This is a genomic window from Arthrobacter sp. 8AJ (genome assembly GCF_902506025.1).
Taxonomy (GTDB): domain Bacteria; phylum Actinomycetota; class Actinomycetes; order Actinomycetales; family Micrococcaceae; genus Arthrobacter.
Genome location: NZ_LR733289.1, coordinates 1,369,537 through 1,396,246, shown reverse-complemented (window position 1 = coordinate 1,396,246; position 26,710 = coordinate 1,369,537). Strand labels below are relative to the sequence as shown.

The following is a 26,710-nucleotide window of genomic DNA, read 5'->3' as shown; positions in this document are numbered from 1 at the left end:
GAGGATGGGGGCGGCGCGGCGCTTGGGGCGGCTGAACAGGAGGCCAGCGCCATTGCGGACAGGGCCAGGAGGAGGGGGAAGGATTTGGCAGGACTGTGACGCAGGGAGAACGGTGCCATCAGTACGATGCTACCCCTGCACTAGACTTGAACCATCCGTTCGCCTGCCGGCTGCAGCCTGTGAGCGGCATCAGCCAGCGGCAAACCGGACAGTAAGGAAACGTGTGAAGATCGACTTCGCGTCATCGAGGCAATCCACCCTCGGTGTTGAGTGGGAGCTGGCACTGGTGGACGGGAAGACGGGCGAGCTCGCTTCCGTGGCCAACCAGGTGCTCCGCGGCGTGGCGTCCCGCCACCCCGAACTCAACGAAGACGACGAACATCCGCACATCAAGCAGGAACTGCTGCTCAATACGGTGGAACTGGTCACCGGGATCTGCGAAACGGCAGCCGAGGCCAAGGAGGACCTCAGCCGGTCCGTCGCGGCCGTCCGTGAAATCACCGATCCCATGAACGTGGAGCTGTTCTGCGCCGGCAGCCACCCGTTCAGCCCTCCGCAGCTGCAGCCGGTGACGGACAAGGCACGCTACGCCAAGCTCATTGACCGGACCCAATGGTGGGGCCGGCAGATGGTCATCTATGGCGTCCATGTCCACGTGGGGCTGGACCGCCGGGACAAAGCCCTCCCCGTCCTGGACGGCCTGGTCAACTACTTCCCGCACTTCCAGGCGCTTTCCGCGTCCAGCCCGTTTTGGGGCGGCGAGGACACCGGGTACGCGTCGCAGCGGGCCCTGATGTTCCAGCAGCTTCCTACCGCGGGGCTGCCCTTCCAGTTCAAGTCCTGGGAGGAATACGAGTCCTACGTCCAGGACATGTTCACCACGGGCGTCATCGACACCATCTCGGAAATCCGGTGGGACATCCGGCCGGTGCCCGCCCTGGGCACCATCGAGATGCGGATCTGTGACGGCCTGGCCACCCTGGAGGAAGTGGGGGCCATTGCGGCGCTCACCCAGTGCCTGGTGGACGAGTTCTCCACCACCCTGGACAACGGAGGCACCATCCCCACCATGCCGCCGTGGCACGTCCAGGAGAACAAGTGGCGCGCTGCGCGGTACGGCCTGGACGCCATCATCATCCTCGACGCCGCGGGCAAGGAGCAGCTGGTCACCGACCACCTGCTGGAGACCCTGAACCGGCTTGAACCGGTTGCCGCCAAGCTGCGCTGCTCCGACGAGCTGGCCGACGTCGAGAAGATCATCCGCCGCGGCGCCGGATACCAGCGCCAGCGCCGGGTGGCTGCGGAGAACGGCGGAAACCTGCAGGCTGTGGTGCTGGACCTGGTCAAGCAGATGCGCAACGGCCCCACCGCCTGACCACCCCTTTACTTGCCCCATCAGATATGGCTCCTAAACCGGCGGTTTAGGAGCCATATCTGATGGGGCGTCGCAGGGTTTGCCGGGTGTCAGGCCGGGAGCGACACCGAGGTGACGGGCATCGAGGAGTCCGGGGCGAATCCGATGCCACTGGGGTCGGTGCCGGCCATCACCAGCTGGGCGCCGAGCGCGGCCACCATGGCGCCGTTGTCCGTGCACAGGTCCAGCGGCGGAACGTGCAGGCGGATGCCGGCGGAGGCGCAGCGCTGCCCGGTCAGTTCGCGCAGCCGTGAGTTGGCCGCCACTCCCCCGCCCAGCAGAACGTCCTTGATGCCCTGCTCGCGGCAGGCCAGGACCGCCTTGGAGGAGATTACGTCCACCACTGCTTCCTGGAACGCTGCCGCGATGTCGGCCACCGGGATCTCTTCGCCGCGGGCCTCGAACTGCTCCACGCAGCGGGCCACGGCCGTCTTCAGGCCGCTGAAGGACCAGTCGTACCGGTGCGGGCCGGGTTCGTCGGCTGTGCCCATGTATTTGGGCTGGGTCAGGCCGCGGGGGAAGCGGATGGCCTTGGGGTTGCCGGTGCGGGCCATTTTGTCGATGGCGGGTCCGCCGGGGTAGCCGAGGCCCAGGATGCGGGCCACTTTGTCGTAGGCCTCGCCCGCGGCGTCGTCGATCGTGGAGCCCAGGAGCTCCACGTCGCTGGTGATGCTGTTGATCCGCAGGATTTCGGTGTGGCCCCCGGAGACCAGCAGGGCGCCGAGGTTCTCCGGCAGCTCCTGCCTGCGGCCCGTGGCGCGGTCGTCCAGGAGCCCCACGCCAACATGCGCCACCAGGTGGTTGATGGCGTACAGCGGCTTTCCGGTGGCCACGGCAAGCGCCTTGGCAGCACACACACCCACCATCAGCGCGCCGGCAAGCCCGGGCCCGGAGGTGACGGCGATCGCGTCCACCTGGTCCAGGGTCACGCCGGCGTCGGCCAAGGCCTGTTCGAGGGTGGGAACAAAGGCGTCCAGGTGGGCGCGGGAGGCGATCTCAGGGATGACGCCGCCGAAGCGGACGTGCTCGTCCATGGAGGAAGAGACCGTGTTGGTCAGGAGGGTGGTTCCGCGGACCAGGCCGACGCCGGTTTCGTCGCAGGATGATTCGATGCCCAGTACCAGGGGCTGCGTACGGTTCATGCCTGGCCTGCTTCCGTTGCTTCGTGTCCTTCAGGGTGTGCCGCGGGCAGCTGGAGCCGCATGATGAGGGCGTCCACGCCGTCGCGGTAGTAGCGGGGGCGGACGTGGATCTGTTCGAATCCAAACCGCACATAGAGCTGCTGTGCCCGCGGGTTGTCGGCGCGGACCTCAAGCAGGACGTCAGCGGCGCCGCGGTGCCGGGCTTCGTCGATCAGCTGCGTGAGCAGGGTGCTGCCAATGCCCCGCCCCTCGTGCTCAGGGACGACGGCGATGGTCTGGACGTCCGCGATGGGTTCAATGCACATCAGGCCGGCGTAGCCCACGATGCCTCCGCTGGTCTCCGCCACCAGGTAGCGGCGGGTCTCCGGCTGCGAGAGTTCGTCCAGGAACATCTGCACGGGCCACGCGTCAATGGGGAAGAGCCTGTGTTCCAGTGCGCCGACGGCAGGCACATCGTCCAGCGTCATGTTGCGGACGGTGACGTCCGCCGCGCGTGGGTCCGGGGTGCTGCTCACAATGCCCGCTTCCGTGGTCCGGGGACCTGCGCGTCGGATTCCCGCAGGTACAGGGGGGTGGAGTCCAACAGGGTGTCTCCTGCCGCCAGCCGCGCCAGGGCGAACTGGCCTAAGTACAGGGCGTCCGGCTGCTCCGCGGCGAAATCCGGGTGGGCCTGAAGCACCCCGGCGTAGAGGCCCGCGCCGGCGCCGAACGCAGGCAGGTCCGGGAGGGCAGACGCGAACCCGACGTGGGGGCCGTCCTCCAGCACGGGCAGCTGGCCGTCATCCAGGCTGTACCGGGCCCAGTAGACCTCTTTGCGGCGGGCGTCCGTCACCACCAGGAACTCGGAAGCGGCTGCGGTGGACTCCGCAACTTCCAGGGCCATCGCGTCCAGACTCACCAGGCCATGCAGCGGCTTGCCCCACACGAAGGCCAGCGTGCGGGCGGTGGCAATGCCGGAGCGCAGCCCGGTAAACGGGCCCGGGCCAACGCCCACCACCAGGGCGTCGACGTCCTGCCCGGCCACGCCCGCCGACTCCAGCATGGCGTCGATTCCGGGCGCAAGCACCTCAGCGTGGCTGCGGGTGTCCTCCGTAGCGAAGCTGGCAAGCACGCTTTCCGGGGCATCATCGGTGACCAGCGCAGCGCTGGCCACGGCCGAGGTGTCAATGGCGAGGATCAGCATGCCGCTCCCCCGTCGGGTCCAGCCAGTTCAGGAAAGTTCGCCCAGCGGGGACCGTAGCCGCGCATGACGATGGTCCGGGGCTCGTCGGTGTCTTCGGCGTCGAAATCCAGGCTTGAGGAGGTGGACGCCGCAGCGCCGCCCAGGCCGATCGCACGGTGCAGGTCGATCTCCAGCCGGCTGTCGCTCAGGTGCTCCACGCGCTCATGTCCCCACTCCACCACCGTCACCGATGAATCCATGGTGTTTTCGAGGTCGATGTCATCAATCTCCGCCGCCGAGCCCAGCCGGTAGGCGTCCACGTGCACCAGGTCCGGACCGCCCGGACGCGGGCCGTCCGGCAGGTTGGGATGGATCCGGACCAGGACGAACGTCGGAGAGATGATGCCCGGGCGGACACCCAGGCCTTCGCCCAGGCCCTGGGTGAAGGTGGTTTTCCCGGCACCCAACTCGCCGGACAGCACCAGCAGGTCCCCGGCCTGCAGTACCTCCGCCAGGCGTGCGCCGAAAGCGTGCGTCTGTTCCGCCGTCGTCGCCGTGAAGGTCTTTTCCCAGTTGGCGGGCAGTTCTTCGGGCGTGCTCATGCCGCTCCCGCCTTGCCGGGGACGCCCGCCAGGGTGTGGCCGGCTTCCGCGCGCTCGTCTTCGTTGATGAAGCGGCGGGGAACACGGGGACTGATCCTGGTCACCACCTCGTAGTTGATGGTCCCGGCGGCGCGTGCCCAGTCGTCAACCGTGGGTCCGCCGTCGGCCCCGTTACCGAACAGCTCCGCCTCCGCGCCCTGCAACGTGGCGCCCGATGCCTCCGGACCCAGGTCGATGACCATCTGGTCCATGGCGATCCGCCCTACTACGGGGTAGGTTTTCCCGGCCACGCGGACGGGGCCGCCGGTGGCAACGCGCGGGACGCCGTCGGCATAGCCCAGCGGAATCAGCGCCAGGGTGCTCGCCGTCCTGGTGCGGTAATGCAGCCCGTAGGAGACGCCCTGCCCCTCGGGCACCTCTTTGCACTGCGACACCAGGGTGCGCAGCGTCATGGCGGGGCGGAGGCCCAACTCCGCGGACGTCTGCCCGTCGAATGGCGAAAGCCCGTAGATGCCCAGGCCCACACGGACCATGTCGAAGTGGGTATCGGGCCGGGAAAGGGTGGCGGGGGTGTTGGCAAGGTGCCGGACCTCAGGATCCACGCCCGCGTCCTCGGCAATGGCCAGGGCCTCCCGGAATGCGGCCACTTGCTGGTCCGTCTCGGGCCGCTCCGGCTCATCAGCCACGGCCAGGTGCGAGAAGATGCCCACCACGCGCAGCAGCCCCTGGTCCTGGTACTCCACGGCCTCCCCCACCAGGCGGTCCCATGCCTCGGGCGTTGCGCCGTTGCGGCCCAGCCCGGTGTCCACCTTGAGGTGCACCCGTGCGGGACGTTCCTGTTCGCGGGCGGCGGCCACGATTCGTTCCAGCTCCCAGCCCGAGCAGCCGATGTCGACGCCGGCAGCCACGGCGGCGCCGAAGTTGCTGTCGGTGGTGTGCAGCCAGGCGAGGAGGGGCGCGTCGATGCCGGCGGCGCGGAGCGCGAGGGCCTCGGAAATGTGCGCCACGCCCAGCCAGGACGCGCCGGCCTGCAGGGCTGCACGGGCCACGGGGACCGCGCCGTGCCCGTACGCATCGGCCTTGACCACGGCCATGACTTTCGCGGGGGAAGCAGCGGCGGCAAGCCGGCGGACGTTGTGCCGGATGGCCTCCAGGTCGATCACTGCGGACCGCTCATGGCGGGGGTCCGGCCCGGAGGCAGCGCTGAATTCACCGGTTGTTGCGGGGTAGGTCACCTAACTGATTCTAGTGCGGGCACTTCGCGCCGAATAATCGGGGCGTCCGGCGCTCCTCAGGCGTCCGACAGGTGCGCGATGGTGGCCGCCGCCCGGCGCTGGGCCGCCAGCGGCACGTCCTCGATGATGTCCGCGAGGAATCCGAAGCGCCGCAGCCATTGGCTCATCTGCCGTTCGGGGCGGGCGTTGGCGCGCTTCCACCAGTCAGCGATGTCCCCCCAGCCAGGGGCGGCCAGGGATCCGCCAACCTCCTGCACGGCCAGGGAGGCGCACAGGTTGGCAAACCGCAGCCTGTCCCCCAGCGGCCAACCGGCCAGGGTGCCCACGATGAACGCTGCGTCGAAGCAGTCACCGGCTCCCGTGGGGTCGTGCGCCTTGACCGGAAGCGACGGGACCCACTCCTCCTCCCCGGTTTCCGAGTCAACGGCCATGGCCCCCTGCGCTCCCAGGGTCACCACGGCCACCGGTACCCGGTCCGCGAGAGCGTAGAGCGCACTCCACGGATTGTCCTTGCCGGTGAACGCCATGGCCTCGCGCTGGTTGGGCAGGAAGGCGTAAAAGTACTGCAGGTTGTCGAGCCGCACGGGCGCCCACTCGCCGCTTGGATCCCACCCCACGTCCCCGAACAAACGCACCCCGGCGGCATGGGCTGCCCGGGCCCACGGCTCAACCTCAAGGCCCACCTCGGCGATGCCGGCGCGCGCCTGGGGCGGGTCTCCAATCAGCTCGGAGTTTGTCACCGGCGCCGAGTGTCCGTGGGTTACCAGGGAACGGTCGCCGTCCACGCAGAGGGACACCGTCACCGGCGAGTGCCAGCCCGGGACGCGGCGGGAGAGGCTGAGGTCAACGTGCTCCTGGCCGGAGAGGATCTTCCAGTTGAAGTCGCCGTATCCGTCGTCCCCGAAAGCCGCGGCCAGGCCGGTGCGCAGGCCCAGCCTTGCAGCGGCGATGGCCTGGTTGGCCACCCCGCCGGGGCAGCTGCCCATGCCGTCACTCCAGATTTCCGTGCCAGGTTCGGGCCCGTGCGGGAGGCCGGTGAAGATGATGTCCTGGAAAACGGTCCCGGCCAGCAGGAGATCGAATCCGGGTTCCCCCGGCGGGCGGACGGCAGCCAGAGGATCGAAGTGGCGGGCTGGCATCGCGTCCATAGTGCGCAGGATACGCCGCGCGGCAATGCTCCGATAGGGGCCTTGGACACGGTATGGACACGGTGTCGGAGGCTGGTCCTAGACTGCATCCATGCGGCTTCTGATTGCCGGCGGCGGGGGTTTTCGGGTGCCGCTCATCTACCGGGCGTTGGTGTCCGGGCCCTTTTCCGGGCTGGTCACGGAGTTGGTGCTGCACGACGTCGATCCCGCCCGCCTGGATGCCGTCACCGCCGTGCTGCGCAGCATGCCGGCAGGCCAGGGTGCACACCTTCCGGTGCATGCCACCACAGATCTTTCCGCTGCCCTCGCCGGCTCCTCCATGGTCTTCGCCGCCATCCGGCCCGGCGGCACCGCGGGTCGTGTAGCCGATGAGAAGGTGGCACAGGACCTCGGGCTGCTGGGCCAGGAAACCACCGGGGCCGGCGGGATTTCCTACGCTTTGCGGACCATCCCGCACATGGTGGGCCTTGCCCGGCTGATGCGTGAGCATTGCCCGGACGCGTGGCTGGTCAACTTCACCAATCCGGCCGGAATAGTCACCGAGGCCTTGCGCCCTGTCCTGGGGAACCGGGTCATCGGGATCTGCGACTCCGCGGGAGGGCTGGTGCACCGGGCGGCACGGGCTGCGGGTATGCCGTTGCCGGAGGGACGGCTTGACGGCGTGGGCTACTACGGGCTGAACCACCTGGGCTGGCTGTACCGGCTGGAGTCCGGCGGACGGGACGTGCTGCCCGGCCTGCTTGCTGACGCCGGGGCGCTGCAGTCGTTCGAGGAAGGCCGGCTCTTCCCGCAGCCGTTCCTGGCGGAGTTGGGCATGCTGCCCAACGAGTACCTGTATTACTACTACCAGCGCGATTCGGCCCGGCAGGCAATGCAGGCCATGGCCCGCACCCGCGGGCAGACCATCCACAACCAGCAGCAGGAGCTGTATCCGCGGCTGGCCGCCGCGGGCCCTGAAGCATACCGGCTGTGGGAGGCGGCGCGGCGCTCCCGCGAAGAGGGGTACCTGGCCGAGGCCCGGCACGACGGCGAGCGCCGGAACGAGGAGGACCTGGCCGGCGGTGGCTACGAACGGGTGGCGCTGGCGGCGATGCAAGCACTGGCTGGCGGGGGCGATACCCAACTGATCCTCAACACTGTCAACGCTTTGCAGGCCCCGTCGGCACCCCCGCCACGCCCCGGCAACCGTGACCCGCTCCAACCCGCCATTCCCGGCCTGCCGTCGGACGCCGTCGTCGAAGTCCCCTGCACCGTCACCCCGGCCGGAGCCGTGCCGCTGCCCCAGCAGAAGCCGCCGGAACCGCAGCTGGGCCTGCTCCGGCAGGTCAAGGAGGTGGAACGGCTCGTTGTCGTGGCCGCGGGCACCGGCAACCGGGATGCCGCCGTCGAGGCGTTCACCCGGCACCCGCTCGTGGATTCGGCGGACCTGGCCGCGAAGCTGATGGCCGGTTATGAGCAGGCGTTTCCGGCCTTGGGGAAGATGTGGGAGGGCGGCGGGCGTTAGGGGAAGGAGTAATGTTTTATCGGATGCGCACTGAGCCGGCTCCCCTGACACGCGCCGGCGGCCGGAAGGAGGTCCCGTGGCACTGATCCGCAGGGTCGCTTTGCTTTCCCTCCACACCTCCCCCATGGAACAGCCCGGCTCCGGTGATGCCGGCGGAATGAACGTCTACATCCGCGAGCTGGCCTCGGCACTGGCCGAGGCAGGCGTGGAAGTGGAGATCTTCACGCGGGCCACCTCAGCCGACCAGCCCGCCGTCGAGCATCCCGACCCCGGCGTGTGCGTGCACAACGTCCTGGCCGGGCCGCCCAGGAAGATCCCCAAGGAGGAACTTCCCGGGCTGCTGCACGCCATGGTTGCGGAAATCGAGCAGATCCGCCGCCGCCAGCCGCACGGCCGGTACGACGTGATCCATTCCCACTACTGGGTGTCCGGGATAGCGGGGCTGGAGCTGTCCGAGCTGTGGGGCGTTCCGTTGGTCCACACCATGCACACCATGGCCAAGGTCAAGAACCTGTTGCTGGAGTCCGGTGAGCAGCCAGAGCCCCGGCGCCGCGAACTGGGCGAGCACCGCATCGTCGACGGCGCGGCCAGGCTCATCGCCAACACCAGCTCCGAGGCCGCCGAACTCGTGTCCCACTACGGCGCCACCTACGACCGCATCGACATCGCGCCACCGGGTGTGGACCTGGCCACGTTCACCCCCGCCTTCCGGGCACGGTCCAGGGCAGAGCACGGCGTCAGCCCCGACACGTTCCACCTGGTGTTCGCCGGCCGCATCCAGCGCCTGAAAGGCCCCCAGGTCCTGGTCAAAGCCGCGGCGCTGCTGCGGAAACGCCGCCCGGACATTGACCTGCGCGTCACCATCCTCGGTGCGTTGAGCGGCAACAAGGAATTCAACCTCCGCTGCCTGGTGGCGGAGGCAGGAATGGACGACGTCGTCACGCAGCTCCCGCCGGTGAAGGCACCTGAGCTGGCCTCCTGGTTCCGTGCGGCCGACGTCGTGGTGATGCCTTCCTTCAGTGAATCCTTCGGGCTCGTGGCACTCGAGGCCCAGGCCTGCGGGACGCCCGTGGTGGCCACCCGGGTTGGCGGGCTGTCCCGCGCCATCTTCCACGGCCGGACCGGGCTCCTGGTGGACGGCCACCATGCTGCCGACTGGGCCGATGCCCTGGAATCCCTTTACGACGACCCCGCCACCCGCGAGGACCTGGGCCGCGCTGCCGCCATCCGTGCCCAGAACTCCGGCTGGCAGCGCACTGCCGCCATAACGCTCGAAAGCTACCATGCCGCCGTCGACAACTTTGTGGGCCGCCGCCTGGCCCCGGTGGTTCCGGCTTCCTGACGGTTCTTCGCAGGCCGCTGCTGGTATCGGGTGCCGTTGGAGCCGGGTGCTGTTAGCTTAGGGGCAGGTCTCCGGCGCCGGCCGGTGCAGGAAAAGACTGCGCAGGAAAGGACAAGGATGTCTGCTCTCCCCTCTGATCTGGAAATAGCCCGCGCCGCCCGCATCCGCCCCATCGGGGACATCGCGGCTGCGGCCGGGGTCAATGCCGATGCTCTGGAACAGTACGGGCGGTACAAGGCGAAAATCGATCCCGCCCGGCTTACGGCCCCTGCTCCGCACGGCAAGGTGGTGCTGGTCTCGGCTATGTCGCCCACCCCGGCCGGCGAGGGCAAATCCACCACCACTGTGGGGCTGGCGGATTCGCTGGCCCGCGCCGGCCACAAGGTGATGATCGCCCTGCGGGAACCGTCCCTGGGCCCGGTGCTTGGCATGAAGGGCGGCGCCACCGGCGGCGGCTATTCGCAGGTGCTGCCCATGGACGAGATCAACCTGCACTTCACCGGCGATTTCCATGCGATCACGTCGGCCAACAATGCCCTGATGGCACTGGTGGACAACCATATCTACCAGGGCAATGCGCTGAACATCGATCCGCGCAGGATGACGTTCAAACGCGTCCTGGACATGAACGACCGCTCCCTGCGGGAGGTGGTCATCGGACTGGGCGGACCGACGCAGGGCGTCCCGCGGCAGGACGGGTTCGACATCACCGTGGCTTCCGAGATCATGGCTGTCTTCTGCCTCGCCACGGACTTGGCGGATCTCCGCTCACGGCTGGGCCGGATCACGTTCGGCTACACCTATGACCGGGCACCGGTGACGGTGGCGGACCTCGGCGTGGAGGGGGCCTTGACGCTGCTCCTGAAGGAGGCGGTCAAGCCCAACCTGGTGCAGACCATCGCCGGCACCCCCGCACTGGTCCACGGCGGTCCCTTCGCCAATATCGCCCACGGCTGCAATTCGCTCATTGCCACGCAGACCGCCCGGCGGCTGGCGGACATCGTGGTGACCGAAGCCGGCTTCGGGGCTGATTTGGGCGCTGAGAAGTTCATGGACATCAAGGCGCGGTACGGCGGCCTGGCCCCGTCCGCCGTCGTGGTGGTGGCAACGGTGCGCGCCCTGAAGATGCAGGGCGGGGTGGCCAAGGACCAGCTGGGCCGCCCGGATGTCGCTGCCCTGGAGGCCGGGGTGGTGAACCTCCGCCGGCACGTGCACAACGTGGAGAAGTTCGGCGTCACCCCCGTGGTGGCCATCAACAAGTTCTCCTCCGATGCGCCGGAGGAACTCGACTGGCTGCTGAAGTGGTGCGCAGCCGAGGGCGTGCGCGCCGCCGTCGCCGACGTGTGGGGCCGGGGCGGCGGGGGCGACGGCGGTGACGAACTCGCGGCCCTCGTTGCGCAGGCGGTGGAGGCGCCCAGCAGTTTCCGCCACCTTTATCCCCTGGAGCTGTCCGTGGAGGACAAGATCCGCACCATCGCCCAGGAGATCTACGGAGCCGACGGCGTGGACTTCTCCGTGCCGGCGCTGAAGCGGCTTGCCGACATCGAGCGCAACGGGTGGGGTTCGATGCCAGTGTGCATGGCCAAAACCCAGTATTCGTTCACTGACGATGCCTCCCGTCTGGGCGCCCCCAAGGGGTTCACCATCCATGTGCGCGACCTGCTGCCCAAGACCGGTGCGGGCTTCATCGTTGCCCTTACCGGAGCTGTCATGACCATGCCCGGCCTCCCGGCCGTCCCGGCTGCGCTGCGCATGGACGTGGACGCGGACGGCAACCCGGTCGGCCTCACCTAGCCCAACGCCCGATCACCTTCCGCCCCCAAATCACCAACGCCCCATCACCATCACCTCCCGCCCCCAATCCACCAACGCCCGATCACCTTGGAACCGTCCAGGTCTGTTCCTGTGGATAACTCCTGCAGTGGTCCAGCCTTCTACGCCAGAATGCCAGCATGCATAAGCGCGCTGACCTACCGTCGACCCTGGCAAGCTCCCCGTTCACATACGACTCGGCGGTGACTGCCGGTTTGTCAGCGAATCGGCTGCGGAAGGATGACGTGGTCCACGTCAGCAGGCGGTTGTACCGCCCGTCGACTTGGAGCTTCGAGTTGGAAGCCGCGGCACGGGTCCTCTCCGAAGTTTCGCCAGGCGCGTGGATTTCACACGTCACAGCTGCACGGTTGCACTGTCAATTGCTCCCCGCGTGGCTGTCGGATTCAACTGAACTGCATATGAGCAAACCGAAGCATTTACCGCAGGTGCGCCGGAAAGGTGTGGTTGCCCATAAGGTCATAGCCCGTGCTGACGAAATTGAAACTGTCGACGGTATCCGCATCAGTACCCGTTCCCGAACCTGGCTCGACTTGGCCCGGCGGCTGTCGCTGGCTGAGCTGGTCTGCCTTGGAGACCAAATCATTCGCATCCCTCGAGCGGAGTTTGAAGCCAGGTCACAGCCCTTTGACACATTGGAGGGTCTCAGCGCTTTAGTCAGCCGGCACCCTAATCTTCAGGGGGTCGTGCGTGCCCGGGAAGCTTTGGAGCTGATGCGGGTCGGCGCTGATTCGGCACCGGAATCGATGCTGCGGCTGGCCATGCTTGACGCGAACCTGCCAGAACCTGACCTGCAGATCGCACTTCGCCCAAATGATGCAGCTTCCCCTACTGCCGACCTGGGCTACCGTCACCGGCGCCTTGCAGTCCAGTACGACGGCGGTCACCATCTTCTTGAGGCTCAGCGACTGAGTGATCGACGGCGCGACAAAGCCTTCGAATCAGCTGGGTGGACGGTTCTGGTATTCACCAAGGACGATGCCACGGACGGTTTTCAACGAGCTATAGCGGCAATCAAACGGCACCTTCGCACGGCGTGGATTGACCATTCCTACTCGGCCGGTTTTGCCGGAAACGGGTGACCAAAACACCACCACCGGCTCCAAAAACGCGGCCGCGGGGTTTACGCTCCTCAGGGGACAAATAGTGATGGCGCGCTTCGGGAGAATAGGCAGGAAGTGGTGGCGCGTCCCGGAAAAGCTGGCCGGAAGTGATGGCGCGTGTTAACGCAGGACGCTCCCCCACCCGGCAAGGGTGAGGGAGCGTCCGGGCACCGGGAAAAGACGGTTTAGCGCTCCAGGTCGCCGCGGATGAAGGCTTCGACTTTCTCGCGGGCGAGGTCGTCGTTGAACTGCTCCGGGGGGGACTTCATGAAGTAGCTGGACGCCGAGAGCAGCGGGCCACCGATGCCGCGGTCCAGGCCGATCTTGGCGGCACGGATCGCATCGATGATCACGCCGGCGGAGTTCGGCGAATCCCAGACCTCCAGCTTGTACTCCAGGGACACCGGGGCGTCGCCGAAGTTCCGGCCTTCAAGGCGCACGAACGCCCACTTGCGGTCATCAAGCCACTGGACGTAATCGGACGGGCCGATGTGTACGTCCTTGGCAGCCAGCTCGGCTTCCACGTTGGAGGTCACGGCCTGGGTCTTGGAGATCTTCTTGGACTCCAGGCGGTCACGCTCCAGCATGTTCTTGAAGTCCATGTTGCCGCCGACGTTCAGCTGGTAGGTGCGGTCCAGGGTCACGCCGCGGTCTTCGAACAGCTTGGCCATGACGCGGTGCGTGATGGTTGCACCGATCTGGCTCTTGATGTCGTCGCCGACGATCGGAACACCGGCGGCGGTGAACTTGTCAGCCCATTCCTTGGTGCCGGCAATGAACACGGGCAGGGCGTTGACGAACGCTACGCCGGCGTCGATCGCAGCCTGGGCGTAGAACTCGGCAGCCTGCTGGGAACCAACGGGCAGGTAGCAGACCAGGACGTCAGCCTTGGCGTCCTTGAGGGCCTGGACCACGTCCACGGGCTCTTCGGTGGACTGCTCGATGGTCTCGAGGTAGTACTTGCCCAGGCCGTCCAGGGTGTGGCCGCGCTGGACCGTGACACCGGTCGGCGGAACATCGGCGATCTTGATGGTGTTGTTTTCGCTGGCCAGGATGGCATCGGAAAGGTCAACGCCGACCTTCTTGCCGTCCACGTCGAACGCGGCGACGAACTCGACGTCACCCACGTGGTACTGGCCGAACTCAACGTGCATCAGGCCCGGGATGGTTTCTGCCGGGTCGGCATCCTTGTAGTAGTGGACGCCCTGCACCAGCGAGGCGGCGCAGTTTCCCACGCCAACGATTGCAACACGAATGGGATGTGAAGACACAGAACTCCTTTGGGGACAAACGTCAGCCGGCCTGGTTGGCCTCCGAGGAATGGACGACGGCGGCCGGCTGGCTTGGCGCCGCGCGGCGCCTTTTCATACTACCCAACACAGCGGGACCGGCAGTTGTTCCGCCGGTCCCGCTGTGTAATGAAAACAAGCTCCTTAGGCGTTCTGCTTCCAGAGGTTGATGTCCGATTCCACGGCGAATTCATCGATCGCCGTGAGCTCCTCATCAGTGAAGCTGAGGTTGTTGATGGCGGACAAAGTGTCCTCCAGCTGCCGCACACTTGAGGCGCCAACCAGGGCCGAGGTGACGGGAGAACCCTTGGGCTGGTCGCGCAGGATCCAGGCGATGGCCATCTGGGCCAGGGACTGCCCGCGGCGCTCGGCGATCTTCCTCAGTCCGCGGACCCGGTCCAGTTTCTCCTCCGTGATGGAGTCCTCGGAGAGGAAGCGTGCCTTGGCTGCCCGGGAGTCTTCCGGGATGCCGTGGAGGTAGCGGTCCGTGAGCATCCCCTGCGCCAGGGGCGAGAAGGCGATGGACCCGGCGCCCACCTGGTCCAGCACCTCGTACAGGTTGGGCGAGCCGTCCTCGGTCCAGCGGTTGAGCATGGAGTAGCTGGGCTGGTGGATCAGCAGCGGCGTGCCGAGTTCCTTGAGGATCCGGGCGGCCTCGAGGGTTTGTTCGGGGGTGTAGGAGGAGATTCCCGCGTACAGTGCCTTGCCAGACCGGACAGCGTAGTCCAGGGCGCCCATGGTTTCCTCCATGGGCGTCTCGGGGTCCGGGCGGTGGCTGTAGAAGATGTCTACGTAGTCCAGGCCCATCCGCTGCAACGACTGGTCCAGGCTGGAGATCAGGTACTTGCGGGAGCCCCATTCTCCGTACGGGCCGGGCCACATGTAGTAGCCGGCCTTGGTGGAGATGACCAGCTCGTCACGGTATGGCCTGAAGTCGTCCCGCAGGTGCCGGCCGAAGTTCGTTTCCGCGGATCCGTCCGGAGGACCGTAGTTATTCGCGAGGTCGAAGTGGTTGACGCCCAGGTCGAAGGCGCGGCGGAGGATGTCCCGCTGTTCCTCGAAGCGCTTGTCGTCGCCGAAATTGTGCCACAGGCCCAGGGAGATGGCCGGGAGCTTGAGCCCGCTGCGGCCCACCCGGCGGTAGGGCATGGTTTCATAGCGGTTGTCCGCTGCTGAATAGGTCATGCGTTCTGTCCTTCCTGTTGGGTTGCGATGATCGCGGCACTCCAGGGCGCCATGGCGAGTGCCCCGCCGTCCAGCCCGGTTCCGTCGTCCGTGGCCAGCAGGACGCTGCCGGAACCGCCCAGCCGGACCTTGGCGTCGGAGAAGTTCACCAGCACCTCGACGGGGCCGCGCCGGAACCGCAGCCACCCGGCGTCGTCGTCGAACGAAACGTCGGTGCCGTCAAAGCCAAGCCCGGCCAGGTCCGGATGGGAACGGCGCAGCGCCGTCAAGGACCGGTACAGGTCCAGGAGCCGCGCATGGTCGCCCGTGGAAGCCTCGGCCAAGTCCAGCTTGGACCGGCGGAAGGTTTCCGGATCCTGGGGATCGGGCACGACGGCGGGATCCCACCCCATGCGCTCGAATTCCCTGATGCGCCCTTCCGCGGTGGCCTTTCCGAGCTCCGGTTCGGGGTGCGAGGTGAAGAACTGCCACGGTGTGGAGGCCCCGTATTCCTCGCCCATGAACAGCATGGGCGTGAACGGCGAGGTCAGCGTGAGAACTGCGGCGACGGCAAGTTGCCCGTAGGACAGTGACTGGGAGAGCCTGTCCCCCGTGGCCCGGTTGCCGATTTGGTCGTGGTTCTGGTTGCAGACCACCAGCGCCGCGGGGTGCACCAGCGAGCCGTTGATGGGGCGTCCGTGGTGCCGGCCGCGGAAGCTGGAATAGCTGCCGTCGTGGAGGAACCCGTCCTTGAGGACCTTGGCCAGCACGGCCAGGGAGTCGAAGTCCGAGTAGTAGCCGGTGGTTTCGCCGCTGACGTTGACGTGGACGGCGTGGTGGAAGTCGTCGCTCCACTGGCCGGCCAGGCCGTACCCGTTGGCATCCCGGGGGTAGATCAGGCGCGGGTTGTTGAGGTCCGATTCCGCGATGAGGGTCTTGGGCAGCCCGGTTTCGGCCGAAATGGCGTCGCCGAGGGCCCCGAGGTCCTCCAGGATGTGCACGGCCCGCTCGTCCCGCAGCGCGTGCACGGCGTCCAGGCGGAGCCCGTCCACGTGGTAGTCGCGCAGCCACAGGGCTGCGTTGTCCAGGATGTACTCGCGGACAACGTCCGAGCCGGGGCCGTCCAGATTCACCGAGTCGCCCCAGGTGTTGGCGTCGCCCTGTTTCAGGTACGGGCCGAACTTGGGGAGGTAGTTGCCGCTGGGTCCCAGGTGGTTGTACACCACGTCCTGGATGACGCCCAGTCCTGCAGCGTGCGCGGCATCAACGAACCGCTGGTACGCAGCAGGACCGCCGTAGCCTTCGTGCACGGCGTACCACTGGACACCGTCGTAGCCCCAGTTGTGGGTGCCGTTGAAGCCGTTGACCGGCAGCAGTTCCACGAAATCGATGCCCAGGTCCGCCAGGTAGCCCAGCTTCTCCACGGCGGCGTCGAGGGTTCCTTCAGGCGTGAAGGTGCCCACGTGCAGTTCGTAGATGACGGCACCCTGCAGGTCCTTGCCGCGCCAGCCGGAGTCCCGCCACACATAGGCCGCAGGATCGTAGGTCCGGGACTGTTCATGCACGCCGGAAGGGATCCGGCGGGACCGGGGGTCCGGAACAGGAGTGGTGTCCCCGTCCAGCAGGTAGCCGTAGTCCACGTCCCCGTCGGCCGGGGCGTCAGGGGCAGTCCACCACCCTTCGGAGCCAGGCGCCGTATCCTTCTTCCGCATGGGATATTGCCGGCCGTCGGCCAGCAATACCACCGAGGAAACGTCCGGGGCCCACACGTCGAAACGCTCGGGTCCTACGTTGACCAGGGTCATGCCTTTTCTCCATCCACAGGTACCAGCAGGGCCACGGGGTAGGTACCCAGCACCTCTGCCACCGAAACCTGGCCCGGGCCGAAGCTGGCTCCGGTCAGTTCGTCACGCATGGCAGTGGAAAGGTCGACGGCGGTGTCCCGCCACCCGCCGGCAGCCTCCAGTCCGGCGGGGAGCCGGGTGGCAAGCGTCAGCGCACCGGGGGTCGCATCGGTTCCGCGGGTGAACGCGAGCAGGTGCCCGGCCGCCGCGCCGGTGGCCGACACCGGAGTGTAGCCCTGGAACAATTCCGGACGGGCGCGGCGCAGGCGCAGTGCCCGCGAGGTGACCAGCAGCTTGCTGGCCTCTGTGCCCGCGTCCGGCAAGGCGCCGGCGTCGAGCTTTGCCAGCTCTGCCTGCCGTGCGGCGAAGTCTACGGGGCGGCGGTTGTCCGGGTCCGTGAGTGACCGTTCCCAGTACTCACTGCCCTGGTAGACGTCCGGCACGCCCGGCATGGTCAGCTGGACCAGCTTGGCGGACACCGAGTTGGTAGCCGAGTAGGCGTCGATGCGGGCCACGAAGTCCACAACCACCTTGGCCACCGTGGCGTCGTCGAAGACCGCATCTACGGCAGCCTTGACCTTGGCCTCGAAATCCTCGTTGGGCTCGGTCCACTTAGTGGAGTTGCCGGCCTCCCTGGCCGCCTTTTCCGCATAGCCCTGCAGCCGCTCCCGGCTTGCCGGCCACGCACCAACGATTGCCTGCCACAGCAGGTTCTCGTACGGACCGTCCGGAATCGGCGCCAGTCCGCGGAGCGTCTCCAGTGTTTCCGCCCATTCCTGCGGCAGTTCGGCGATAACCGAGATCCGCGCCCGGGCATCCTCGCTGCGCTTGGTGTCGTGGGTGGACAGGGTGGTCATGGACAGCGGCAACTCCTGCTCGCGCCGCTGCATCCGCCGGTGGAATTCCTCGGGCGCCACAGCGAACTCGGTGGGCTCGGCACCCACCTCGGTCAGCGTGCCCAGGCGTGTGTAGCGGTAGAACGCGGTATCTTCCACGCCCTTGGCCATGACCATGCCGGAGGTCTGCTGGAAGCGGACGGCGATGGGATTGGCGGGGTCCAGCAGCAACGGCAGGAGGGTTCCCACCGCCACTTCCAGGTCCGGCCGGTGCGCCGCGGCGGACTCGCAGGCTTCCTTGAGGACGTCCGCTCCCACCGGCAGGTAGGACCGGTAGACCGGGAAGGACGCGATGATCTCGGCAATGGCGTCGGCCGCCTGGTCCACGGTGATGCCGTGGGACTCGGGGACCAGCCGGGCAAGGCGCAGCACCTCGGAGCGCAGGATGCCGTCGGCGATCATGCGCTTGGTGCCGCGGATCATCTCCGCGTAATCGGCGGGCCCGGACGTTCCCCGCAGGGATGCGTCAAGGGCATCCAGGGCCTGCTGCCCGGCAGGGTCCACGAAGACCCGGTCCACGTCCGCCAGGGCGTCGTAGCCGGTGGTCCCTTCGCAGGCAAAGTCCTGAGGCAGCACTTCGCCCGGTTCGAGGATTTTCTCCACCAGAACGTACGCGCCGCCACTGAGGTCCTTGAGCCAGCGGAGGTAGCCCGCGGGGTCAGCCAGACCGTCCGGATGGTCCACGCGGAGCCCATCCACCAGGCCTTCGGTGAACCAGCGGCCCACCTCGGCGTGGGCCTTCTCGAAGACCGACGGCTCTTCCACCCGGATGCCGGCGAGGGTGGTGACCGCAAAGAAGCGCCGGTAGTTCAGCTCGGCATCGGCCCGGCGCCAGTCCATGAGCTGGTAGTGCTGGCGGCTGTGGACGTCCTGCGGGGAGTCACCCTCGCTGTACGTGCCCTCGGCCAGCGGGAACCGGTGGTCGTAGTAGCGCAGTTCACCGTCCTTGACCTCGAGTTTGTCCAGGTCGGAGTCCGAGCCCAGCATCGGCAGCCGTACCTTTCCGCCGCCAAGGTCCCAGTCGACGTCGAACGCTTCAGCGTACGGCGACCCGCGGCCTTCCTTGAGCAGGGACCACCACCACGGGTTCTGCGCCGGGGTGGCAACGCCCACGTGGTTGGGCACGATGTCCACCAGGACGCCCATTCCGTGCTCGCGCGCAGCCTTGGAGAGGGCCAGCAGGCCTTCCGGGCCACCGCGGTCCGGGTCCACCGCGGAAGGGTCGGTCACGTCGTAGCCGTGGTCCGAGCCCTTCTCCGCGGTGAGGACGGGCGACAGGTACACCCAGTCCACGCCGAGGTCCTTCAGGTACGGAACCTTGTCGGCGGCGTCGAACAGGGTGAAGCTGCTGCGGATCTGCAAACGGTATGTGGAGACCGGAGTCCTCATGCTTTAGCTTTCTTGTCAGCGCCCGTTGCCCTCGCCTCGCTCGCTTCCGCGGCCTTGGTCTGGGCCTCCGCCATCTCCTCCTGGGCCTCCTCGTGCTCGGCCATGGAGGCCAGGGACGCTGCCGCGGACGTATCCACTTCGGCTTCGGGGCCGGAGTAGGCGCGCAGGACCACCATGGACTTCGCGTCCAGCGTCAAAGTGGCACCGGCCTTGAGCGGTTCGTAGGCGTCGGCCTGGGCGGCAGTGTCAATCAGGACTTCCCAGTACTGCGAGTACTCGTCGGACGGAACGCAGAAGTCCACCTCATCATCGTGGGCGTTGAAGGCCATGAGGAAGCTGTCGTCGGTGATCCGGCGGCCGCGTGAGTCCTGTTCCTGGATGCCGTCGCCGTTGTAGAACACGCCGATGGTCCGGCCAAAGCCGCTCCCCCAGTCCTCCGGCAGCATCTCGGTGCCGTCGGTCTTGAGCCAGACGATGTCCGGCAGCTTCTCGCCTTCGCCGCGGCGCACGGGGCGGCCGTCGAAGAAGCGGCTGCGGCGGAAGGTGGGGTGGTCGTGCCGGAGCTTGTTGACGAATGCGGTGAACTCCACCAGCGGCTGGTCCATGGCTTCCCAGTGCACCCAGCTGAGCTCGGAGTCCTGGCAGTAGGTGTTGTTGTTGCCCTGCTGGGTACGGCCGAGTTCGTCGCCGTGGAGCAGCATGGGGACACCCTGGGAGAGCAGGAGCGTGGCGATGAAGTTCCGCTGCTGGCGGGCACGCAGGGTCAGCACCTTCTCGTCGTCGGTGTCTCCCTCCACGCCACAGTTCCAGGACCGGTTGTGCGATTCGCCGTCGTTGTTGCCTTCGCCGTTGGCCTCGTTGTGCTTCTCGTTGTAGGAGACCAGGTCCCGCATGGTGAAGCCGTCGTGGGCGGTGACGAAGTTGATGGAGGCCACCGGGCGCCGGGCGGAGCTTTCGTACAGGTCCGCGGAGCCGGTCAGGCGGGACGCGAACTCGCCCAGGGTGGAGGGTTCGCCGCGCCAGAAGTCACGGACGGTGTCGCGGTACTTGCCGTTCCATTCGGTCCACTGCGGCGGGAAGTTGCCCACCTGGTAGCCGCCGGGGCCAACGTCCCACGGCTCGGCGATCAGTTTGACCTGGGAAACTACCGGGTCCTGCTGGATGAGTTCGAAGAAGGTGGAGAGCTTATCCACGTCGTAGAACTCGCGGGCCAGGGTGGAGGCGAGGTCGAAGCGGAAGCCATCCACGTGCATCTCGGTGACCCAGTAGCGGAGGGAATCCATGAGCAGCTGCAGGGAGTGCGGGTGGCGCACGTTCAGCGAGTTGCCGGTGCCGGTGTAGTCCATGTAGTGCTTGAGGTCGTTGTCCACCAAGCGGTAGTAGGCCTGGTTGTCGATGCCCTTGAAGGACAGCGTGGGGCCGAGGTGGTTGCCTTCGGCCGTGTGGTTGTAGACGACGTCGAGGATCACTTCGATGCCGGCGCGGTGCAGGTCGCGGACCATGGCCTTGAATTCCTGGACCTGGTGCCCCACATCGCCCGTGGAGCTGTACGTGTTCTGCGGCGCGAAGAAGCCGATGGTGTTGTAGCCCCAGTAGTTGTTGAGGCCCTTCTCTTCCAGGGTGCCGTCGTTGACGAACTGGTGAACGGGCATGAGCTCGATGGCGGTGACGCCGAGCTTCTTCATGTGGTCAATGACCGCGGGGTGCGATACGCCAGCGTAGGTGCCGCGCTGCTCTTCGGGGATCTCAGGGTGGAGCTCGGTGAGGCCCTTGACGTGGGCTTCGTAAATCACCGATTCGTGGTACGGGATCTTCAGCTGGCGGTCGCCGTCCCATTCGAAGAACGGGTTGATGACCACGCCGTGCATGGTGTGCGGCGCGGAATCGGCGTCGTTGCGGGAGTCGGGGTCGCCGAATTCGTAGGAGAACAGCGCGGGGTCCCAATCGATCTGGCCCTGGATGGCCTTGGCGTAGGGGTCCATCAGCAGCTTGTTCGGGTTGAAGCGGTTGCCGGCGGCGGGGTCGTACGGCCCGTGCACCCGGTAGCCGTACTTCTGGCCGGGCTGGATGTGGGGCAGGTAGCAGTGCCACACATAGCCGTCCACTTCGGTCAGCTCGATCTTGGTTTCGGTCAAGTCATCGGCCAGGAGGCAGAGTTCGACCCGCTCCGCCCGTTCGCTGAACAGGGCGAAATTGGTGCCGGTGCCGTCAAAGGTAGCTCCCAGCGGGTAGGCAGTTCCAGGCCAGACTTCCATCGTGCTCCTCATTATTTGGTCAGCAGCAGACGGCATTGGAACGCCCCTGCTGCTGGTGCGAACTAATGCCTACCGTAGTGGTTGGCTGTGACTATTACGTTTCCAGGCTTCATAGTTACTAAGCATGCTGACTTTACCCCAGGTTTCGGGTAGGGCATCTGCAATTCCGCCAGCGGCGATCGGCCCGCCGGACGCCGCCTCCGACGCAGCCCTCCCGGCCCGGCCGTGCAACGCGGCACCCAGCGCGGCAATGGCAGCCCAGCGGCTGTCCCCTTTGATGCCCACCTCGCTGAAGCGCCCGACGTCGGGCCCGGCCTGGGCGAGCAACGCACCGATGACGCCGGCCAGGACGTCCCCGCTGCCGGCGGTGGCGAGCCAGGGCGTGCCGTCCGCCTGGCTGAAGGTGGTGCCCCAAGGCGCGGCCACGAGCGTGGTGGCGCCCTTGAGCAGGACGGTGGCCCCTGTGCGAACAGCCGCCTGGCGGACTGCGGCAAGCGTGCCTGCTTCCACGGCTTCCCTATCCTCCCCGTGGCCCAGGCGCTGGAACAGGGATGCCAACTCACCGGCGTGCGGGGTCAGCACCACGTGCGGCGCGAGCATGGCAGGCAGGGCGGGCAGCGCGCCGGCATCGGCCACCACCGGAAGGTCCGATGCAATGGCGTCCCGGGCGCGGGTCAGCTGTTCATGGTCGTGCGGGCCCATCCCGGAGCCCACCAGCCAGGCCTGCACGCGGTTCTCTGCAACGGTTCCGGTGCTGCAGACAACTTCGGGACAGGACCGGCGGACCAGGTTGGCCACGGACGGCGGACCGAGGTACCGGACCATGCCCACTCCTGCGGCCAGTGCTCCCCGGCAGGCGAGGACCGCAGCGCCGGGGTAGTCCTCGGATCCGGCCACTACGCCCAGGACGCCGCGGGAGTACTTCTGGGCGCGCCGGGCGGGGTGCGGCAGGATTCGGGCCAGCTCGGCGTCCTCGAGCCGGCGCAGGGATGGTTCCGGCAGGTGCTCCTCAATCCCGATGGGCACAACCACCACGCGGCCGGCGAAGTCGGCCCCAGGGTCGGCCAGCAGGCCGTTTTTCGCTCCCCCGAACGTGACGGTCAGGTCGGCCGGCAGGACAGGCCCGGTAGCCTCGCCGGTGTCCGCGTCCACGCCGCTGGGAAGGTCGCAGGCCACCACAAGTCCGCGGAGGTGTGCGCCGGCGAGAGCCTGGACCAGGTCCGCGGCACTCCCCCGCAGCCCGCCCTTGGCCCCGGTCCCCAGCACCGCATCGATCACGACGTCGGCGCGTGCGGATTCGGCGGACAGTCCGGGAAGTGACTCTTCGGTGAGCCGCTGCACCCGGCCGCCCGCGCGCTCGAAGGCGGCCAGTCCGGCCGGATGGGCCGCGTCCCCGGTGAGCACCGCCGTCGTACGCATTCCACGGGCGGCCAGGAAGGCGCCGGCGAACAGGCCGTCGCCGCCGTTGTTGCCCTTGCCTGCCAGCACCACCACCCGCGAGCCGTTCAGGCGGCTGCCGCGGGACTTGAGTTCATTGACGACGGCGCCGGCCAGCCCGTGTGCGGCGCGCTGCATGAGCACGTCCCCCTTGCCGGCAGCCAGGAGGGGTTCCTCGGCGGCCCGGACCTGCGTTCCGGTGTAGGCGCTGATCATGCGGCGGAGGCCTGGTCAGCCCTCGGCCAGCACCGTGGCGGTGGCGATGCCGCCGTCGTGGCTGATGGACAGGTGCCAGCGCTTGACGCCCTTGGCCTCGGCTACCGCAAGGACGGTGCCCTTCACCTGGACGGTGGGCCCGTTCCGGTCGAGGCCGATCCAGCAGTCCTGCCAGTTCATGCCGGCGGGCGCGCCGAGGACCTTGGCCACCGCTTCCTTGGCGGCGAACCGGGCGGCCAGGGAGCGGGTGTTCAGCTCACGTTCCGCGGGCACGAACAAGCGGTCCCTCAGGCCCGGTGTCCGTTCCAGCTGGCGGCCGAACCGCTCGATGTCTACTACGTCTACCCCAATGCCAACGATCATGGGTGTCATTCTACGGTGAGGCTCCCTGCGGGAAGCGGGCGCGCACGCGGGTCATCCGGGCTGTCCGCCATCAGCGGAAAAGCGTGACTTTCAGGCTGACCCGGCGAAGCGCACCCTGACATCCCGGGGCTTCGGTGGCCGGGGTGGGCCAAAAGTTACGCAAACCCGCTCGGCACGCGGGCGTTAAAGCAGAAGCCCCGGGCCGTGGGGCCCGGGGCTTCTGCCGTCCTGCGATATTCCGCTTATTCGACGGTGACGCTCTTGGCGAGGTTGCGGGGCTGGTCCACGTCGTAGCCCTTGGCTGCGGCGAGTTCCGCGGCGAAGATCTGCAACGGGACGGTAGTCAGCAGGGGCATCAGCAGGGTGGGGGTCTCGGGGACGTAGAAGACGTACTCGGCGTAGGCCTTCACGGCTTCGTCGCCTTCTTCGGCGATGACCAGGGTGCGGGCGCCGCGGGCGCGGACTTCCTGGATGTTGGAGACCACCTTGGCGTGCAGCGAGTCACGCCCGCGCGGGGACGGGACCACCACGAACACGGGCTGGCCTTCATCGATCAGCGCGATGGGGCCGTGCTTGAGCTCACCGGCGGCGAAGCCTTCGGCGTGGATGTACGCGATTTCCTTGAGCTTCAAAGCGCCTTCGAGGGCCACGGGGTAGCCCACGTGGCGGCCCAGAAACAGCACGGACTTCTCGTTGGCCATCGACCGGGCCAGTTCGCGCAGCGGGCCGGCGTTGTCCAGGATGGTCTGGATCTTCGCGGGGATCTTGTTCAGGTCCGCCAGGACGTCCTTGATCTGGCCCGAGAAGATGTTCCCGCGCAGCTGCGCCAGGTACAGGCCCAGCAGGTACGCGGCCGTGATCTGGGCCAGGAACGCCTTGGTGGAGGCCACCGCGATCTCCGGGCCCGCGTGCGTGTAGAGCACGGCGTCGGATTCACGCGGGATGGTGGAGCCGTTGGTGTTGCAGATCGAGATGGTCTTCGCACCCTGTTCCCGGGCGTACCGGACAGCCATCAGGGTGTCCATGGTCTCCCCGGACTGGGAGATGGAGACCACCAGGGTCTTCTCGTCCAGGATCGGGTCCCGGTAACGGAACTCGTGCGCGAGCTCCACCTCGGTGGGGATCCGGCACCAGTTCTCGATCGCGTACTTCGCCACCGTGCCCGCGTACGCGGCGGTACCGCAGGCCAGCACGATGATCTTGTTGACCTGCTTCAGCAGCTCCGGGTCGATCCGCAGCTCATCCAGGGTCAGCTTGCCGTCCAGGTCCGACCGGCCCAGCAGGGTCTGCGCGACGGCGTCGGGCTGGTCATGGATTTCCTTCTCCATGAACGAGGAGAACCCACCCTTTTCCGCCGACGCCGGATCCCAGTCCACGTGGTATTCCTTGCCCTGGGCCGGGTTGCCAAAGAAATCGGTGATCGTGACGGTGTCGGCGGTGATCGTGACGATCTGGTCCTGGCCCAGCTCCACCGCGCGGCGGGTGTAATCGATGAACCCGGACACGTCCGAACCCAGGAAGTTTTCCCCCTCGCCCAGGCCCACCACCAGCGGTGAGTTACGGCGGGCGGCCACGACGACGTCGGGCTGGTCCGCGTGCACGGCCAGCAGCGTGAAGGCACCCTCAAGGCGCTGGCACGCCAGCTCCATGGCCTTGGTCAGGCCGCCGTTGGCGGTGTCCCCGCCCAGTTGGTTGCGGAGGATGTCGGCCAGCAGCGCGGCGGCGACCTCCGTGTCCGTCTCGGACAGGAACGTCACGCCCTTTTCCAGCAGCTCGAGCTTGAGCTCGGCGAAGTTTTCGATGATGCCGTTGTGGATCACGGCGAGCTTGCCGCCGTCAGCCAGGTGCGGGTGCGCGTTGCGGTCCGTCGGACCACCGTGCGTCGCCCACCGCGTGTGGCCAATACCGGTCAGGGTCTCCGGCAACGGCCGGGCCTCCAGCTCACCAATCAGGTTGCTCAGCTTCCCGGACTTCTTCCGCGACTCGATAGCCCCCTGGGACACCACAGCCACGCCGGCAGAGTCATAACCGCGGTACTCCAGACGCCGCAGCCCCTCCAGGACAACATCCAACGCACTGTGACCATTAATTGCACCGTCAACCGAACGGCCTACGTAACCCACGATTCCACACATAGGCACAAGACTATCGGCAGCGTGCCCCTTGCTCTAAACCGGGAGGCTCTCGGGCGGCCCCTCCGCGACGCGTGCCGCCGCACTGAGCAGGGGCGTCATTTCGCGATGGGCCGGGAGCGGGGCAGAATCTTTAGCGTGACTTCGCAACGCAACGAAGCGAACGGGGAAGGTGCCTCGCCGTTCGTGGAGCTGGACAGGCATACCTGGTCCCGGCTCGCAGCCCAGATGGAACAGCCCCTTAATGAAGAGGATGTGCTGCGCCTTCGCGGGCTTGGCGACCCCCTGGACATCAAGGAAGTCAGGGATGTCTACCTGCCGCTCTCACGGCTCCTGCACCTGTACGTGGAGGCTGCCGGTCAGCTGCACGCGGCTACCACCACGTTCCTGGGCGAGCAGACCCAGCGCACCCCGTTCGTGATCGGCGTCGCCGGCTCTGTTGCCGTGGGCAAGTCCACCATCGCCCGCGTGCTGCGGGAGATGCTTCGCCGCTGGCCGGGCACCCCCAACGTGGAGCTCATCACCACCGACGGGTTCCTGTACCCGTTGGCCGAGCTCAAACGCCGTCAACTGCTGGACCGGAAGGGTTTCCCGGAGTCCTATGACCGGCGGGCGCTCCTGCGCTTCGTGAGTGAAATCAAGGGCGGCGCCGAGGAAGTGCGCGCGCCCTGGTACTCCCACGTCACGTACGACATTGTGCCCGGCAAGGAAGTGGTGGTCCGCCGCCCGGATGTGCTGATCGTTGAGGGCCTGAACGTACTGGCGCCTGCCCGCCCCCGGCATGACGGCCGCCAGGGTTTGGCCCTGAGTGATTTCTTTGACTTCTCTATCTACGTGGACGCCAAGACCTCCTACATCGAGGAGTGGTACGTGGACCGGTTCCGGAAGCTGCGCAGCACCGCGTTCGCGCAGCCGGAGTCCTACTTCCACCGCTACGCCACGCTGTCTGATGAAGAGGCGGAGAACACCGCCCGGGACATCTGGAAGCGGATCAACGAGCCCAACCTGGAGGAGAACGTGCTGCCCACCCGCGGCCGGGCCCAGCTGGTGCTGACCAAAGAGGCGGACCACTCCATCCGCCGCATGCTGCTCCGGAAGGTGTAGCACAGGTGTGCTACCAATGCGGGTCCGCCAGCCGGCGCAGCTTCACGCGCTTCCTCGCGGCGGGGGCCGGGCTGACCGTCCTGGCCGCCTGCACACCGGAGGCACCCAAGGCGGCGGCGCCGTCGTCGTCCGCTGCCCC

General features: G+C 67.3%; 20 protein-coding genes. 6 read left to right on the top strand and 14 right to left on the bottom strand.

The features are described from left to right. The first annotated feature begins 223 nt into the window (after positions 1 to 223). A complete protein-coding gene (locus tag BACI349Y_RS06530) occupies positions 224 to 1,375 on the top strand; it encodes a glutamate--cysteine ligase (RefSeq protein WP_159631420.1) in 1,152 nt (383 codons plus the stop codon). An 89-nt stretch (positions 1,376 to 1,464) separates the two neighbouring features. Here BACI349Y_RS06530 and tsaD read toward each other — a convergent pair whose 3' ends face one another. Genes tsaD through BACI349Y_RS06500 form a run of 6 tightly spaced genes read right to left on the bottom strand, consistent with a single transcriptional unit; the run spans position 1,465 to position 6,703 of the window. Continuing rightward, positions 1,465 to 2,556, bottom strand: coding sequence for a tRNA (adenosine(37)-N6)-threonylcarbamoyltransferase complex transferase subunit TsaD (gene tsaD, locus BACI349Y_RS06525; RefSeq protein WP_159631419.1), 1,092 nt, complete (start codon positions 2,554 to 2,556; stop codon positions 1,465 to 1,467). Beyond that, entirely contained in the window at positions 2,553 to 3,023 is a 471-nt protein-coding gene (gene rimI / locus BACI349Y_RS06520; protein ID WP_159635306.1) for a ribosomal protein S18-alanine N-acetyltransferase, read from the bottom strand. The genes tsaD and rimI overlap by 4 nt, the downstream gene beginning before the upstream one ends. 44 nt (positions 3,024 to 3,067) lie before the next feature. Next, positions 3,068 to 3,739 carry a tRNA (adenosine(37)-N6)-threonylcarbamoyltransferase complex dimerization subunit type 1 TsaB gene (tsaB, locus tag BACI349Y_RS06515; RefSeq protein ID WP_159631418.1) on the bottom strand — a complete coding sequence of 224 codons (672 nt, stop codon included), beginning with the start codon at positions 3,737 to 3,739 and terminating at the stop codon, positions 3,068 to 3,070. Beyond that, positions 3,733 to 4,320, bottom strand: a complete 588-nt coding sequence (tsaE, locus tag BACI349Y_RS06510) for a tRNA (adenosine(37)-N6)-threonylcarbamoyltransferase complex ATPase subunit type 1 TsaE (protein WP_159631417.1) — start codon at positions 4,318 to 4,320, stop codon at positions 3,733 to 3,735. The genes tsaB and tsaE overlap by 7 nt, the downstream gene beginning before the upstream one ends. Beyond that, complete coding sequence (alr, locus tag BACI349Y_RS06505) at positions 4,317 to 5,555, bottom strand: alanine racemase (RefSeq protein ID WP_159631416.1); 1,239 nt, start codon at positions 5,553 to 5,555, stop codon at positions 4,317 to 4,319. The genes tsaE and alr overlap by 4 nt, the downstream gene beginning before the upstream one ends. 56 nt (positions 5,556 to 5,611) lie before the next feature. Beyond that, positions 5,612 to 6,703, bottom strand: a complete 1,092-nt coding sequence (locus tag BACI349Y_RS06500) for a carbohydrate kinase family protein (RefSeq protein ID WP_159631415.1) — start codon at positions 6,701 to 6,703, stop codon at positions 5,612 to 5,614. A 91-nt stretch (positions 6,704 to 6,794) separates the two neighbouring features. On the opposite strand from BACI349Y_RS06500, the gene BACI349Y_RS06495 reads away from it, so the two are divergent. From BACI349Y_RS06495 to BACI349Y_RS06480, 4 genes are all read left to right on the top strand, one after another. Continuing rightward, complete coding sequence (locus BACI349Y_RS06495; RefSeq protein WP_159631414.1) at positions 6,795 to 8,207, top strand: family 4 glycosyl hydrolase; 1,413 nt, start codon at positions 6,795 to 6,797, stop codon at positions 8,205 to 8,207. Positions 8,208 to 8,283: 76 nt separating this feature from the next. Continuing rightward, positions 8,284 to 9,549, top strand: coding sequence for a D-inositol-3-phosphate glycosyltransferase (mshA, locus tag BACI349Y_RS06490; RefSeq protein ID WP_159631413.1), 1,266 nt, complete (start codon positions 8,284 to 8,286; stop codon positions 9,547 to 9,549). A 117-nt stretch (positions 9,550 to 9,666) separates the two neighbouring features. Then, entirely contained in the window at positions 9,667 to 11,343 is a 1,677-nt protein-coding gene (locus tag BACI349Y_RS06485) for a formate--tetrahydrofolate ligase (RefSeq protein WP_159631412.1), read from the top strand. 437 nt (positions 11,344 to 11,780) lie between these two features. Continuing rightward, positions 11,781 to 12,461 carry an endonuclease domain-containing protein gene (locus BACI349Y_RS06480; RefSeq protein ID WP_236560751.1) on the top strand — a complete coding sequence of 227 codons (681 nt, stop codon included), beginning with the start codon at positions 11,781 to 11,783 and terminating at the stop codon, positions 12,459 to 12,461. Between the two features lie 206 nt (positions 12,462 to 12,667). Here the strand turns inward: BACI349Y_RS06480 and BACI349Y_RS06475 are convergent, their stop codons facing one another. The 8 genes from BACI349Y_RS06475 to glmS all read right to left on the bottom strand — a co-directional run bounded on the left by BACI349Y_RS06475 (position 12,668) and on the right by glmS (position 25,470). Then, entirely contained in the window at positions 12,668 to 13,753 is a 1,086-nt protein-coding gene (locus BACI349Y_RS06475) for an inositol-3-phosphate synthase (protein WP_141159814.1), read from the bottom strand. 162 nt (positions 13,754 to 13,915) lie between these two features. Further along, positions 13,916 to 14,956: an L-glyceraldehyde 3-phosphate reductase gene (mgrA, locus tag BACI349Y_RS06470; RefSeq protein ID WP_159631410.1), complete on the bottom strand. Its 1,041-nt coding sequence runs from the start codon at positions 14,954 to 14,956 to the stop codon at positions 13,916 to 13,918. Then, the gene (treZ, locus tag BACI349Y_RS06465) at positions 14,953 to 16,740 is read right to left on the bottom strand and encodes a malto-oligosyltrehalose trehalohydrolase (protein WP_159631409.1); all 1,788 of its coding nucleotides are present in this window, start codon (positions 16,738 to 16,740) and stop codon (positions 14,953 to 14,955) included. Before treZ ends, mgrA begins: the two co-directional genes overlap by 4 nt. Next, entirely contained in the window at positions 16,737 to 19,064 is a 2,328-nt protein-coding gene (gene treY / locus BACI349Y_RS06460; protein WP_159631408.1) for a malto-oligosyltrehalose synthase, read from the bottom strand. Before treY ends, treZ begins: the two co-directional genes overlap by 4 nt. Next, positions 19,061 to 21,319: a glycogen debranching protein GlgX gene (gene glgX / locus BACI349Y_RS06455; protein ID WP_159631407.1), complete on the bottom strand. Its 2,259-nt coding sequence runs from the start codon at positions 21,317 to 21,319 to the stop codon at positions 19,061 to 19,063. The genes treY and glgX overlap by 4 nt, the downstream gene beginning before the upstream one ends. A 69-nt stretch (positions 21,320 to 21,388) precedes the next feature. Next, positions 21,389 to 22,972: an NAD(P)H-hydrate epimerase gene (locus BACI349Y_RS06450; protein WP_159631406.1), complete on the bottom strand. Its 1,584-nt coding sequence runs from the start codon at positions 22,970 to 22,972 to the stop codon at positions 21,389 to 21,391. A gap of 15 nt (positions 22,973 to 22,987) precedes the next feature. Further along, positions 22,988 to 23,335, bottom strand: coding sequence for a holo-ACP synthase (locus tag BACI349Y_RS06445; protein WP_159631405.1), 348 nt, complete (start codon positions 23,333 to 23,335; stop codon positions 22,988 to 22,990). Positions 23,336 to 23,577: 242 nt separating this feature from the next. After that, positions 23,578 to 25,470: a glutamine--fructose-6-phosphate transaminase (isomerizing) gene (gene glmS, locus BACI349Y_RS06440; RefSeq protein WP_159631404.1), complete on the bottom strand. Its 1,893-nt coding sequence runs from the start codon at positions 25,468 to 25,470 to the stop codon at positions 23,578 to 23,580. 105 nt (positions 25,471 to 25,575) lie between these two features. Here glmS and coaA point away from each other — a divergent pair, with 105 nt between their 5' ends. Then, a complete protein-coding gene (gene coaA, locus BACI349Y_RS06435; RefSeq protein ID WP_201302504.1) occupies positions 25,576 to 26,571 on the top strand; it encodes a type I pantothenate kinase in 996 nt (331 codons plus the stop codon). Positions 26,572 to 26,710 lie beyond the last annotated feature (139 nt).

Coding starts and splice junctions, on each gene's coding strand:
- tsaD (WP_159631419.1), bottom strand. CDS start 2,556: ATGAACCGTACGCAGCCCCTGGTACTGGGCATCGAATCATCCTGCGAC.
- rimI (WP_159635306.1), bottom strand. CDS start 3,023: ATGACGCTGGACGATGTGCCTGCCGTCGGCGCACTGGAACACAGGCTC.
- tsaB (WP_159631418.1), bottom strand. CDS start 3,739: ATGCTGATCCTCGCCATTGACACCTCGGCCGTGGCCAGCGCTGCGCTG.
- tsaE (WP_159631417.1), bottom strand. CDS start 4,320: ATGAGCACGCCCGAAGAACTGCCCGCCAACTGGGAAAAGACCTTCACG.
- BACI349Y_RS06500 (WP_159631415.1), bottom strand. CDS start 6,703: ATGGACGCGATGCCAGCCCGCCACTTCGATCCTCTGGCTGCCGTCCGC.
- BACI349Y_RS06495 (WP_159631414.1), top strand. CDS start 6,795: ATGCGGCTTCTGATTGCCGGCGGCGGGGGTTTTCGGGTGCCGCTCATC.
- BACI349Y_RS06485 (WP_159631412.1), top strand. CDS start 9,667: ATGTCTGCTCTCCCCTCTGATCTGGAAATAGCCCGCGCCGCCCGCATC.
- BACI349Y_RS06480 (WP_236560751.1), top strand. CDS start 11,781: ATGAGCAAACCGAAGCATTTACCGCAGGTGCGCCGGAAAGGTGTGGTT.
- mgrA (WP_159631410.1), bottom strand. CDS start 14,956: ATGACCTATTCAGCAGCGGACAACCGCTATGAAACCATGCCCTACCGC.
- treZ (WP_159631409.1), bottom strand. CDS start 16,740: ATGACCCTGGTCAACGTAGGACCCGAGCGTTTCGACGTGTGGGCCCCG.
- treY (WP_159631408.1), bottom strand. CDS start 19,064: ATGAGGACTCCGGTCTCCACATACCGTTTGCAGATCCGCAGCAGCTTC.
- glgX (WP_159631407.1), bottom strand. CDS start 21,319: ATGGAAGTCTGGCCTGGAACTGCCTACCCGCTGGGAGCTACCTTTGAC.
- BACI349Y_RS06450 (WP_159631406.1), bottom strand. CDS start 22,972: ATGATCAGCGCCTACACCGGAACGCAGGTCCGGGCCGCCGAGGAACCC.
- BACI349Y_RS06445 (WP_159631405.1), bottom strand. CDS start 23,335: ATGATCGTTGGCATTGGGGTAGACGTAGTAGACATCGAGCGGTTCGGC.
- glmS (WP_159631404.1), bottom strand. CDS start 25,470: ATGTGTGGAATCGTGGGTTACGTAGGCCGTTCGGTTGACGGTGCAATT.
- coaA (WP_201302504.1), top strand. CDS start 25,576: ATGGGCCGGGAGCGGGGCAGAATCTTTAGCGTGACTTCGCAACGCAAC.